The following is a 13,699-nucleotide window of genomic DNA, read 5'->3' as shown; positions in this document are numbered from 1 at the left end:
GCCAGCGGCACTGCAGAGTAGCTATGTTCGGAAGGGATAACCGCTGAAAGCATCTAAGCGGGAAGCCTGCCTTGAGATTAGTTCTCCCTATGCTTAGCATCTAAAGATTCCAGGTAGACCACCTGGTTGATAGGCCGGAGGTGTAAGAGCTGTGAAGCTCTCAGCTGACCGGTACTAATAAATCGTGAGTCTTATCTTTCTTCTCTTCCCTATTTTACTATATATTTTTAAATATTTGTCCTTGCGACCATAGAGGAGGGGCCACACCCGATCCCATTCCGAACTCGGAAGTTAAGCCCTCCATCGCCAATGATACTGCTAGGTAGCTAGTGGGAAAGTAGGTCGTCGCAAGGACTTTTTTTTTAAGCCCTGAGTTATTCACTCAGGGCCTTTTTTTTGCCCTCTGATAAAATCTCACACATCAAAACCGTAAATTTCTTCCTCTTGGTATACAGCAAAAGACCTCATCAAAATCCCACTGGATTCATGACTCTCCGGAAAGAACACTTACAATCAAAATAGTTACTGTGGATAAGATACTAAACTATCCGCAATCTAAAGATTAACTACGGTGGTAGGCATTTGATACCTGTACAACTTGGTGAGTTTCTATAGCTGCCTATCCGGCAGTGAACTCCGAGGTAGTGTTTCAACCATGCAGCTTCAATTTCTAAGCTGCCTATCCGGCAGTGAACTGATTATCAAGTATGAATACGAAATGAATGACTTTCTAAGCTGCCTATCCGGCAGTGAACTAGAGTAGTTTATCTATTATTCGTTAGAAATCAAAGGGTATGCCCCAAATAGTGAAAAAAACCTTTTTTTTACTATTTTTCATAACATACTTAATTTTATGATTTAATTTTAATCCTTAAAAAAAGGGTTAAAAAGGTAAGATATCGTATAAGAGCTTTTTAGCTAACTCTTCACTCACAGGTATTTTTATTAAGATCGCAAAATGATTTTGGTGGGAGTAAATTTTATCTCAAATGAATATAACCTCATAGTCTGTCCTCATATGCCTCCGGCGGCTTAAGGGGATGATCCCCTTAAGAATCCTCAACTGGGGTTGGTAATGTAGGATTTTTATTAAATTTTGATTAGATATGATACTGTAATTGAAAGTCTTATTTATCAATTGAAGTTCTAAAATAGAGAATTGGGCAAAAGTAAAGTAGGATTGTTTATTCACTGATCTTGAATTTGTAACTTATTAAAATTTTAAAATTCGGTCTGAAGATTTATCAAGATTATTTAAAGCACGTAATCCAGAGGTGCATAATGAGATTTGCTAGAACAGCTTTTCTTTTTTTGTTTTTGTCATTTTTATCATTTTCAATTTTTACTTCTTTAGGAAGATGTTCATCCTTTCCTGTTCCGACAACTGTCAGCAAAAAAATGCAGTCACTGATTGCAGCAAATCCACCAGACTTTTGGAATCTACATCCTAAAAATTTACAGGAGTGGAAAGATTTTTCAGATGGCTTTTATAAAAGTGTATCCGCTACTCTCCCAAAGCTAATAAAGAAATTTAATGTTTCAATTGAATCTGGAGATATGGCTGGTGTTCCTGTCTTTACAATTACTCCTCATAAAAAGTTTTCGGATAAAAATGATTTTATCTTACTGCACCTTCATGGTGGCGGGTATGTTTTAGGTAAGGGGAAATCTGGGATTCCAGAAGGAATTATGATGTCAGGGTTTGGAGGATTCAAGGTTCTTTCAGTTGACTATAGAATGGCTCCCGAATACCCGTATCCAGCCGCACTGGATGATGCCGTCACTGTCTACAAAGAATTATTAAAAAAGTATTCTTCCAAAAAAATCGGTGTGTTCGGTACTTCAACTGGTGGAGGAATGACTCTGGCACTAGTTTTAAGGTTGAAGAAGGAAAAACTTCCTTTACCAGGAGCTATTGCCCCGGGAACTCCATGGAGTGATCTTAGCTGCACTGGTGACAGCTATTATACAAATGAGCATATTGATAATGTCCTTGTAAGTTATGATGGATGGCTCGGGGAAGCTGCAAAAGTATATGCAGATGGACATAATCTTAAAGACCCTATGCTTTCTCCTGTTTACGGTAATGTTGAAGGTTTCCCTCCGACACTTTTAACATCTGGAACTAGAGATTTATTTTTAAGCAACACCGTGCGCATGCAGAAAAAACTTTTAGAAGCAGGCGTTGATGTCCGGTTGATTGTTTTTGAAGGCTTATCTCATGCCCAATACTATTTATTGCCGGATTCTCCTGAGACAGCTTTCCATTTTCGACAGCTTAAATTGTTTTTTATTAAAAATTTACATCTGTAATATATCTAATTTATTTTGTTTTTATTAATAACTATTAAATTACATCTACTGTGACGGGTCTTAAAAAATGGAACATTTTGATGCTGGCATATTGTCTTTGCTGCCACCAGTTATAACAATCATTTTAGCTCTAAGAACAAAAGAGATAATTTCATCACTCTTTATTGGAATTCTGGCAGGAGTCTTAATTTACTGTGTAGGTATTGGTAACAGTCCATATCTACTGAAAACAGTTGAAGTTACTTTTGATCTTATTGTAAAAAAAGTAGATTTTAATATTATTATATTCGGATCATTACTGGGGTCACTGGTCTACCTCGTTGCTATCACAGGTGGAACAAAAGCATACGCCAGTTGGGCTACAAAAAGGATAAAAAGTAAACGCAGTGCCTTAATGGCCACTACTTTTCTTGGGTTTGCCATGTTTATAGATGATTATTTTAATTGTCTTTCCATTGGTACGGTTATGCAGCCGATTACAGACAAATTTAAAATTTCAAGATCAAAACTGGCATATATTGTAGATTCCACAGCAGCTCCTATTTGTATCATTGCACCAATTTCGAGTTGGGCGGTTGGTGTTGGCAGCAGCATTAATACTACTGGAGTTTCGGGCAGCAACTTTTCAGCCTTTGTTTCGACTATCCCTTGGAATTTTTATGCTATTTTTACTTTGATAGTTGTCCTTATGGTCAGTTGGGGGGGCTTTGATTTTGGGCCTATGCTAAAAGATGAAATCGATGCATCTACCTCGACAGCAATCAGTGAGAATGCTCCCGCGAATGGTCAGGGAGAAATTGTGAATGGTGTTGAAGGAAAACTTATATATATGTTGCTTCCTATATGCAGCCTTATAGTTTTTGCTGTGCTGGGATTGCTCTATACCGGTGGATACTGGGGAGATGATATTTCAAGGCATAGTATGATTGTAGCTTTTGGAAACTGTGATGCTGCGCGGGCATTGGTCATGGCTTCATTCGGCTCTTTACTGGTAGCCTTTATTTTATTCGTTCCGAGTCGGGTCCTTTCATTGCAGGAATTTATGGACGGAGCTGTGGAGGGTATCAAAGTTATGCTCCCATGTGTAATTGTCCTTGTTCTGGCATGGGCCATGGGTGGATTATGCAGAGATTTATTGCAGACCCCGAAGTTTGTGACAAGTATTATTGGTTCCGGGAAAGGAATGGTTGTTATGCTCCCAGCAATATTCTTCATATTGGCTGGATTCCTGAGTTTCTGTACCGGCACTTCATGGGGAACATTCGGCATTCTTATCCCAATAGCGGTTCCTGTTATTCAGGCTCTGGATCCTTCTCTTGTCTCAGCTGGACTTGCAGCTGTTCTCGCCGGCAGTGTTTTTGGAGATCATAGCTCACCAATTTCGGATACTTCCATTCTTTCAAGCGGTAATGCCGGGTGCTCTTTAATAGCTCATATTTCAAGTCAGATGCCTTATGCCTGCGTAGCTTTTGCCGGCAGTACAGCTGGCTATCTAGTAGCAGGTTTTACTGATGGAAATATTGTATTGAGTTTTTTGGTTGGACTTATTGTTACTGTAGGAAGTATGTTTGCTTTGCGGGGCAGAAGTTTAACTTATAGTAAAAAAAACGCAGCCTTTTTAGAATAATATTAATAAAATTTTAACTTAAATTATACTACATTTCAATTATATAGTTTAAAAAATGTTTAACTGGAATTTATAAGCTAAAGGAGTTACACTTTCCCTCAGAGAATGTGTGGCTCCTTTTTTATTCAGATATTAATGCTTTTCGGCCAACTTAATTCGTTTAAAGTCCTGGCCTGAGCTTTCTGCGCAAAATATGTGCAGGATTTATTCTTATCAGGAAATTTTGTTTCGGTGAGAATAATTTACCATTCTTAACTCCATAAAAAGCCTTAGGTTATAGGAAAGCCAGAATACTTGAGATTCTACAGCTGTCCTATGGCAATCATTTTTTTTAATGGGCAAGAGCTGAATCCACTATTATAACATTTGGGACTATACCCTGAATGTTGCCACTAATTCTGCAATTGAGCAGGCTCATTCTCTATGTGTCTTGACCGCTTTTGTTTTCTCACGTATTTTTAAAGATGAGATAATGTTTTTGAGAAATTATATTCTCAAATGGGTAACAAACGCAGATTTTACTGCCAGTCAAAAGGAAAGTTTAAATGAATGATCAGGAAGATACTAAACAAGTTCAGGATAGTGATTCAGGCAAGGAGGGCTGGTTTCATCTTGAAGTGCACCCATGGGTTTTCTTTGGCTCAGCAGCGGTGATAATCCTTTTTGTAGGAGTCACTATAATCTTTCAGCATTTCTTGGGAAACGTTTTTTCTGCAATGCAGAATTATATGTCAACGTATGCTGGTTGGTTCTTTATTGCGACAATGAATATTGTCCTGATATTTGTACTCATAATCCTTGTTAGTCGGTTTGGAGATATCCGCTTGGGAGGGCCTGACGCAGAACCGGAGTTTTCGACCGGGGCGTGGTTTGCAATGCTGTTTTCAGCCGGTATGGGTATTGGACTGCTTTTTTACAGTGTCGCGGAACCGATGTTTCATTTTGTTGCCAATCCTCTCACTAAGCCCGGAACAACTGAAGCGGCCAGAAAAGCTATGGATATAACTTTTCTTCACTGGGGGCTGCATCCTTGGGGCGTTTATACCATTGTAGGGCTGGCTCTAGCCTTTTTTTCATTTAATAAAGGCTTACCACTTTCTATCAGAACCGCGTTTTATCCTATTCTAGGTGAGCGTATTTATGGTGGAATAGGTAATGTTATCGATATAATGTCTACCGTGGCAACCTTGTTCGGCGTGGCTACTTCATTAGGATTGGGTGTTCAACAGGTTAATGCCGGGCTTAATCATTTATGGGGAATTGAGCAGAATATCACTGTCCAGATTATATTGATAACAGGTATTACTGCTGTAGCTACATGGAGTGTTGTCAAAGGGCTTGATGGTGGTATTCGTATACTGAGTGAGCTTAATATAACTCTTGCAGCAGGGTTGGCTTTATTTGTTCTTCTGCTTGGCCCGACACTTTTTATTTTCAACGCTGTTCTTGAAAATATTGGATACTATATCCAGTTTCTTCCTCAGCTTTCAACGTGGAACGAAACCTACGAGCACACACAGTGGCAGAATGGTTGGACTATATTTTATTGGGCATGGTGGATAGCATGGTCACCTTTTGTAGGAATGTTTATCGCTAGAGTTTCCTATGGGCGCACAATTCGTGAATTTATTTTAAGCGTTTTGCTTGTGCCTACCTTTATTACTTTCCTTTGGATAACCATTTTCGGAAATACTGCCCTTAACATCGAAATGTTTGGTAATGGCGGAATAGCTAAGGTTGTTCAGGATAATATCCCTATTTCTCTTTTCGTAATGTTGGAGAATTTCCCTCTGAGCGGAGTAACCTGTTTCCTCGGGGTCGTGGTCGTAATGACATTCTTTATTACTTCTTCGGACTCTGGGTCTATGGTCATAGACATTATTACTTCCGGTGGAGACCCTAATCCGCCTGTTTTATCCCGCCTTTTCTGGGCAATACTTGAGGGGGTAGTTGCTGCCGTTCTGCTTGCCGGCGGAGGACTAGTCGCTTTGCAGACAGCAACCATAACCACAGGATTGCCCTTTGCATTAATTCTACTCGGGTTGTGTTACTCGCTATATAAGGGACTAAAAGAATACACCGGACCACAAGAATTCAGTATGGATTTATCGAAGAAACCATCACAGTTCAGATTGAAAAATAAACCGTTATCCAAGGCTAAGACTTTTGGACGCCGCAGTCTCTGGTAATAGATATTTATTGGCAAAGACAGGAGGTATTATTTTGCGTGTATTTATTGTTGCCTTTCTTATTGTCCTTCTCACTGTCACGGCAGCGTTGGCTGAAAAAAAGCCCATAACAATAGTCCATGCTAATTGGTCTTCTTCCGTTGCAAGTGCAACTCTTGTTAAAGTTGTTTTGCAGGAGAGACTGGGACGTAAATGTGTGCTTGTTGAGACAGACGCAGAAAATATGTGGAAGATGGTTGCTGAAGGCAAGGCTGATGTTATGTTGTCAGCCTGGCTTCCAGACACCCAGAAAAAATATTATAAAGAATACGGGGTAAAAATTGATGACCTCGGTCCGAACTTAGAAGGAACTAAAATAGGGCTGGTCGTCCCTAAAATTACTGCGGGGCGGTTTACAGCCGGTACAGGGATACGAAATCGCCCGTATATTGATACTGAGTCAATTCCTGAATTAAAAAAACAGGCAGATAAATATAAGCACAGAATTATTGGAATTGATTCTGGATCAGGCTTAATGCACAAAACCAAAGAAGCAATCAGAAAATATGATCTAACTGATTCTTTTAGACTGATTTCAGGAAGCGAAGTTTCAATGGTGGCAGAATTAAGTCATGCTATCAGGCATCAGCGTTGGGTGGTTGTAACCTGCTGGCGTCCTCACTGGGTGTTTGCGCGCTGGAATCTTCATTTTCTTGATGATCCTGAAAATGTTTTTGGTAAATCCGGGTATATCAGTACAATGGCTCGAAAAGGCCTTAAAGATGATGAGCCTGATGTTTATAAGGTGTTGGATAAATTCAGTTGGACTCCTGAAGAAATGGGGCAGCTTATGCTGTGGATTCAAGAGGATGAAGGGCTTTTCCCTTATGAAAAGGCTTTAAGATGGATGCGTGCTCATCCTGAAGATGTGAATTCATGGCTTCAATAATATAGAAAATCGGAGAGATTAACTGATGTTTCAAGATATTTATTTAAGATATCGCAGTGGCTGTATGGGCCTGTATTTTATGGATGACCTAAACCAATTAGTATTTTTAGGAACAACTTTTGTTGTTCATCCTGATGGTTATCTACTTACAGCTGCGCATGCTATTGCTCCTGCCGTTACTATGCAGAAAGAACTTATGGTAGTCTCTGTTCCACCAGAAGAAGACTTTTTACCTATGATCAGCTCTTCTTTTCGTGCCGTACCGGTAAATATCGCTCAAATTGATAAAGAGCATGATATCGCTTTGCTTGAGTTTACTGATGATGTTGGCATAAATATGCCTGATCATATTATAGGAGTACCTGATGCCATTCCAACAGGTACTGGTGTGGCCTGTCTGGGCTTTCCTTTTGGCTTTCAGTGTATCTATAATCAGGTCTTACAGCAGGCTGTAGTTAGTGCCAAAATTCTTTCTGCTAATGGTACAAGATTATTTCTTTTCGATAGCAGGGTTCAGGACGGTTCGAGAGGTGCACCACTTATCAGCATGGAAGATCAGCGTGTTCTTGGTGTCGTTAGTGGGCGATTTGACAGCTTTGAAGCCTCACCAGTAGAAGAGAAAGACAGAGGCATGCCAACAAGTTTTTCCTACGCTGTATCAATTGAATACGCTGTTCCTCTTATGGAGGCTCAAGGACTTGAAGTCGTTTAGCTGTGTCTTTTTTGAGGTATAGTTCATGTCTCCTTAACATTTGAAAGGTGTTCTCAATCTACCTCAAATTTTACAAATTAGATTTTAAACTTAAAAATTTAATAATAATTAGCTAGATTTTATTTTTAGCCGTATAATAACATTCCGGTAATTTAATATTTGACTTGAATGTTATTATGCGGCTTATTTTTATTAGAAATATTAAGCGAATAGTTGCCTTTTTTTTTGAAATGTTACATTTTTATATAATGAAAACAGAGCTAACTATTCCTATTTTGAATAAGGAAATGGATACCCAGACGGTTTCCTTTAAGGACTTGGAGAAACTCACTCTAGGCCTGGCTGATCCATCCAATCGTATGACCGAAATTATCGGTGCTCTCATAAATGTTCATAAAAATAATGTTCATGATACAAGAGCGATAAGAGAAAAATTCAGCGAAATGAAGGTTGAAATTGCCAGAGTAAATGGTGATTTAAATCTTTTATGTTCGAATGTACCTTCAGATTGTTTATACGATGGTCGCAATGTTATCTGGCGTTCCATTGAACATGTTTCAGCAGTTATCCGTGATATAATTTTTTCTCCTCCCCGAACACCAAACAATGAGAAGTGTGACTCAGCTTATATTAAAAAGTTTGTTGAGCATTCAGGTGTAATGTACAGGGGAGAAAGGGATCTTGTAATGTTCACTTGGGGTGGACACAGGGTGCCTAGAGATGAATATGAGTTTGCAAAAGAGCTTGGATACTGGATGGCTCTTTTTATGCCGGATATGGAAAATATCACCGGCTGTGGTTTTGGTATCATGAAGGCTCCTTTTAAGGGTGCTCAAGTTGCTTATGCCAAGCAAAGTACTCCCGAAAGATTTGGATGCAGGGATTTTATAGGCTTTTCTGAGAAAAAGATTCTTGCGGCTGAAGCTCCAAATGAATTGGTAACCAAGCTGGTAACATTTCCGACTATTGAAGAACGGATGGAAGCTTTTATCAGGGCTTCACACAGGGGAAAAGTTCATCCAGGCGGTCCCGGAACAGCAGAAGAAATTTTTACAATGCTATCTTTGCTTTCAATGCCTGAAAACAAAGGTATTTCATATAATTTTGACTTGGTTGAAAGAGACGGTGGTGTCTACTTCAAAGAACTTGATGAGTATTTAAAAATCTGTTTTGGCAATGCGTTAGAAGGCTTCTACAACATTCATATTGGTTCCCCAAGTTCTTATGCACGCCATGTCACCGAGCAGACTAAATCATTGAATACAAGGTATCTATGGAACGATGATTTAGTATTTGGCAAAGAGATTCAGGAACCGTTTGATGTTTCTTTTGAGAGTATGGAAGGTTTGAATTTATCAAGGGATCAGGAACCTTATCTTTTGCTTACAAATCTTCGTCGCTTCTTTTCATCAATTGTACATTTATCTGTTAAGGACCCGGATATGCTTGACTCTTGGGGTTCTGACCGTCCTCTCATTCATGGAGACAAAGATATTGTTTCTGCTACAGATGCTTTTGCCAGAAAATTGGAAAAGCAGGGTAGAATACATCCAAATAGAAAGTACGCTACCTGCTATCGGATAAAGTAATCAGAGATAAGTCGAGTGGAGATAGCGTGTCTTGCTAAGAATCTCTTGCATTTTCTGCGCTTATTATTCTTAAAATTTCATACGAATAGTTACCAAAGAGGGCTTCATAAACGGGCAAAAGCTGTTTGTAGCCCTCTTTTTTATACAACTCCAAGGTTTCTTTAATGCATGTAATTTCTTGATTGCTTATGTCCAGAATGTCGTCAGCATTAAGTTTATTTTGCTCAACACATGTTTTTAAATGACTGTAAATAGTTTTTATTTTTAAATTTCTTTTTTGGGCAACATCTTCAACATTTAAATATTTTTCAAAAAGATTATAAGTTTCAAGAATTGTTGCTGTTAAATTTTGATTTTCCGGTGCAATATTTAAAGCTTTAGCTTTTGGTTCAGGAAGTTGTGGCAGATTTTCAGGACGACCGTATACTTTCTCGTGTTCTGCGAGCGTTTTGATAATTATGTCACCGTATCGAAATATTTTTTGATCACCCAAACCATTTATTCCGAAGAGCTGGCCTGTTGAAGATGGTCTGTAACAGGCCAGCTCCAAGAGTGTTTTATCTGCAAAAATTACATAAGCAGGTACTTTTTGTTCACTCGCAAGAGCACTTCTCAGCAACCTAAGGGAATCTAGCAGCTCACTGGCTTCTGGTGTTGTTAAAGACGGACAGTTTTCATCACCTATAGTAAAATTCTTTTTCTTTGTTTTTGAATTTTTAGTAAGGACTGGGTCTTTCCTGAATTCAACTTTCTTAATTTTTTTTAGTATTTGCCAGCTCTTACGATTAAGCTTCAGCGCTCCGTAACCTTCTATGTCTACATCTACCATGCTTTGTGAAATTAACTGGCGATGTATGGAAAGCCACTCATCTTTTGTGAACTCTGTTCCAATGCCGAACGTGCTGAGTTTATTGTGGTTGAGTTTTTTTATTCTATCGGTTTCTTTACCCAGTAAAATATCAATAAGATAATTGGTTCCAAACAGCTGATCAGTTCTATAGATATTTGAAAGTGCTTTTTGAGCTGCAATGGTTCCATCAAATTTTAAAGGAGGTGAAATACAAGTTGAACAATTACCACACGGTTTTGTTAATTCTTCTCCGAAATATGCGAGTAGCGGCTGTCTTAAACATCCGGGTGATTCACAATATGCAAGCATAGAGTTTAACTTTCTAAGCTCCAGAGCTTTACGGCTATCGCTGGCATTTCCTGAAAGTATCATTCGTTTTAAGAATGTAATATCTTGTAGACCTATCAATAAAAAAGCTTCTGCAGCCAGCCCATCTCTCCCGGCACGGCCTGTTTCCTGATAATATGCTTCAATACTTTTGGGTAAATCCATGTGGGCAACAAAGCGGACATCCGGTTTATCTATCCCCATTCCGAATGCAATTGTTGCAACCATTACTATTCCATCTTCAGACATAAAGCGTCTTTGATTTATTTTTCTGGTTTCAGGGGATAACCCGGCATGGTAGGGGAGAGCTTTGATTCCATTCTTATTCAGCCAGGTTGCAGTTTCTTCGACTTTTTTACGGCTCATTCTGTAAACTATGCCGCATTCTAGAAAATGTTCATTGTTAATAAACTGTAATAATTGTTTTTTAGCATCCTTTTTAGGGACAATCGTATATTTGATATTAGGTCTATCAAATCCGGTTGAAAATATGTCTTCAGTGGTAAAATTGAGGCGGCTCAGAATTTCATTTCTAGTAGGACCATCTGCTGTTGCAGTTAACGCCATACGTGGAATTTTAGGAAAAGTTTGAGCTAGAATTTCAAGACTTAAATAGTCTGGTCTGAAATCGTGTCCCCATTGAGCAACACAATGTGCTTCGTCTATAGCAATTAATCCAATTTTTAATTGAGTTAAAAATTCTATAAATCCAGAAGAAGTCAATCTTTCCGGAGAGATGTACAGCAGATCAATTTTATTAGTTTTGAGGCTGAATATTATTTCAGAAATTTTATCTTTCGGAACTGAAGAGTTTAAGTATTCAGCACTGACTCCCATTTCTTTAAGGGCAACGACCTGATCATGCATCAAAGCAATGAGCGGAGAGATGACTATGCCCACACCATCTCTAAGTATTGAAGGAATTTGGTAGCATAATGATTTACCACCTCCGGTGGGCATGAATACTACTGCATTATAACCATTCATCACTCTTGAAATTATATCTTCCTGAATTCCTCTGAAGCTTGTGTAGCCATAGACACTTTGCAGGATATCAATTGGGCTGGATTTTCTTTTAATCATTATTGACAGCTGATAGAAATATTGTGTTTTTTATTAATTTTATTAAATAGTTAATTGATGTGCTGAGATGAGTTTGTCGTGGGAAATTTAATGGAAGTTATATTTATATATTCTTTTACTCTATTTATTATTAATTCTAATAAATTATTTTATAAAATTGAATTGTATGCTATTTTCATAGTGCATAGTAAAGATGGAGTACCAAATTTTATTGCAAACTTAAATTATGTTTTTCGGGGAAGTCAGATTTAAGTTATCCAAATCCTCAGGGAGGATATGGTTGTGCAGAATAAAAAAGTTTTAGTCCCTTTTAATGGGAAGGAAAGTTCGTTCAGGGCTGTTGATTATGTTGGTGGGATTGCTAGAAATTGTTCCGGGTGTGAAGTTATCCTTCTTTATGTTGAGGCTGCCCCTGACGAATCCCTTTTGGGGATTGAAAATGGAATGTCTAATGCTTCATACTCATTAGATAAAGAACAAATTGGGCAGAAATTTGAAGAAGCCAAGCTGTCCCTTTTTCAGAGAGGGATACCTAAAGAATATGTTACTGCTAAAATTATATCTGCTGAATTAGCAGGCGATAATAATATTGAGAAATTTGAATGTGATTCATCTGTTGCTTCAGCTATATTGAAATATTACAAGAAGAATAATGTCGGAACAATTGTACTCTCAAGGGGTTGTAAGAGTATTTCAAATGACTTTGGTCTCGGTGTGGTATCCAGTTATATATTGAAATTAGCAGTTGATTGTACTGTGTGGATTGTCGGCTGAGGTTTTAAATTAAATTTTTATTGTTACGGATAGCGTTTTGGAAAAGAGCATTAATAAACAACGAATTCTTTTTGTTGATGATGAGCAGAATGTTTTGAGCTCATTACGGCGGATGTTACGTGGAAAACGTAATGAATGGGATATGCATTTTGTCCAAAGTGGTCGTGAAGCTCTTGAGATCCTTGCTTCCATGCGTTTTGATGTTTTGGTCAGTGATATCAAAATGCCGGAAATGAGTGGTGATATTCTTCTCGAAAAAACATGTGAACTTTATCCATCAATAATTCGTATAGCTTTATCAGGGCAGGTTAGTCTGGATGAAGTTGTCTCGGGAATAAAATCAGTACACCAGTATATCAGCAAGCCTTGCTCTGCCGAGGATTTAATTGAAAGAATTGAATCTACTTTGAGTATGAAGAATGTGGTAACAGATCCTGCATTGCAAAATCTTTTAAGCCAGATAGATGCTTTGCCGGTTCTTCCTGATCTGTATGTTGCCATTGAAAAAGAATTGGCTAAAGATTTTGCCTCTATAGATAGAATTTCAGAACTTGTTACACAGGATATAGCTTTAGTTGCTAAAATCTTAAAGCTTGTTAATTCTCCTTTTTTTGCTTTTTCAAGAAAAATTGAAAATATAAATCAGGCAATTACTCTTCTTGGAATTGAAACTTTTAAATCTTTGATCCTTTCAACTCATCTTTTTACTATTCATGATTCTTCAATGGTCCCAGGATTTTCACTGAAGTCATTGTGGGAACATAGTTTCAGGGTTTCTACTTTTGCTGCTTTGATTGCTCGGAGCGGTGATAACGATATTGAATTTATCGGGCGTTGCCGAATGGCCGGGCTGCTTCATGATGTCGGTAAACTGGTATTAGTAAGTAAGTGTAGTGAGCAGTATAATGATGTGTTGAAGCTGGTAAGAGAAGATGTTTTTTCAATACATGAGGCGGAAAGGCAGATTTTTGGTACGTCTCATTGTGAGGTTGGGTCTTACCTGCTTGGGTTGTGGGGACTTTCAAAAGATATAATTGAAGGTATATGGAGACATAACAAACCGGTAGTTGGTCAGGGGTTGATTGCTGATATTATCACAGCTGCGAATATGTTTGACCATAAGAGCTTTGTTTTTAATGAAAATTATGGAAACAAAGAATTCAGCTGTGATATGCCTGAATTTAAAAACATAATTGAAAAGCTTCCGGTGTGGGTTAGATTCATACAAAATAATTGGGATGATTTACTTGAGCATCCATGTTTCAGACAAGATTATTTTAATAAATTGTTAGACTGTGGTGGGTAAT

Annotated in this window: 9 protein-coding genes and 2 rRNA genes; 10 read left to right on the top strand and 1 reads right to left on the bottom strand. The window is 38.2% G+C overall.

The genetic code is table 11. The features are described from left to right. From G496_RS0112420 to G496_RS0112385, 8 genes are all read left to right on the top strand, one after another. Positions 1-199, top strand: a 23S ribosomal RNA gene (locus tag G496_RS0112420); the annotation flags it as partial. 40 nt (positions 200-239) lie between these two features. Then, positions 240-354: ribosomal RNA gene (gene rrf / locus G496_RS0112415) — 5S ribosomal RNA — on the top strand. 927 nt (positions 355-1,281) lie between these two features. Further along, positions 1,282-2,313: an alpha/beta hydrolase gene (locus G496_RS19640; RefSeq protein WP_051295015.1), complete on the top strand. Its 1,032-nt coding sequence runs from the start codon at positions 1,282-1,284 to the stop codon at positions 2,311-2,313. Positions 2,314-2,380: 67 nt separating this feature from the next. Continuing rightward, positions 2,381-3,940, top strand: coding sequence for a Na+/H+ antiporter NhaC family protein (locus G496_RS0112405; RefSeq protein WP_027179568.1), 1,560 nt, complete (start codon positions 2,381-2,383; stop codon positions 3,938-3,940). Positions 3,941-4,485: 545 nt separating this feature from the next. Further along, on the top strand, positions 4,486-6,129 hold the full coding sequence (locus G496_RS0112400; RefSeq protein ID WP_027179567.1) for a BCCT family transporter: 1,644 nt from the start codon (positions 4,486-4,488) through the stop codon (positions 6,127-6,129). 34 nt (positions 6,130-6,163) lie between these two features. Continuing rightward, positions 6,164-7,057: a glycine betaine ABC transporter substrate-binding protein gene (locus tag G496_RS0112395; RefSeq protein WP_156900648.1), complete on the top strand. Its 894-nt coding sequence runs from the start codon at positions 6,164-6,166 to the stop codon at positions 7,055-7,057. Between the two features lie 25 nt (positions 7,058-7,082). Continuing rightward, positions 7,083-7,769: a S1 family peptidase gene (locus tag G496_RS0112390; RefSeq protein WP_027179565.1), complete on the top strand. Its 687-nt coding sequence runs from the start codon at positions 7,083-7,085 to the stop codon at positions 7,767-7,769. 248 nt (positions 7,770-8,017) lie between these two features. Further along, complete coding sequence (locus G496_RS0112385; RefSeq protein WP_027179564.1) at positions 8,018-9,358, top strand: PpnN family nucleotide 5'-monophosphate nucleosidase; 1,341 nt, start codon at positions 8,018-8,020, stop codon at positions 9,356-9,358. A gap of 34 nt (positions 9,359-9,392) precedes the next feature. On the opposite strand, the gene recQ is transcribed toward G496_RS0112385, so the two are convergent. Then, a complete protein-coding gene (gene recQ, locus G496_RS0112380; RefSeq protein WP_034633180.1) occupies positions 9,393-11,618 on the bottom strand; it encodes a DNA helicase RecQ in 2,226 nt (741 codons plus the stop codon). Positions 11,619-11,900: 282 nt separating this feature from the next. On the opposite strand from recQ, the gene G496_RS0112375 reads away from it, so the two are divergent. Together G496_RS0112375 and G496_RS19635 are read left to right on the top strand one after the other, a co-directional pair. Continuing rightward, a complete protein-coding gene (locus tag G496_RS0112375; protein WP_169725758.1) occupies positions 11,901-12,392 on the top strand; it encodes a universal stress protein in 492 nt (163 codons plus the stop codon). A gap of 37 nt (positions 12,393-12,429) precedes the next feature. After that, the gene (locus tag G496_RS19635) at positions 12,430-13,698 is read left to right on the top strand and encodes a response regulator (RefSeq protein WP_245577919.1); all 1,269 of its coding nucleotides are present in this window, start codon (positions 12,430-12,432) and stop codon (positions 13,696-13,698) included. The last annotated feature ends 1 nt before the right edge of the window (position 13,699 follow it).

This window comes from Maridesulfovibrio bastinii DSM 16055 (assembly GCF_000429985.1).
GTDB classification, from domain to species: domain Bacteria; phylum Desulfobacterota; class Desulfovibrionia; order Desulfovibrionales; family Desulfovibrionaceae; genus Maridesulfovibrio; species Maridesulfovibrio bastinii.
This window is presented reverse-complemented; position numbering and strand designations above follow the sequence as displayed.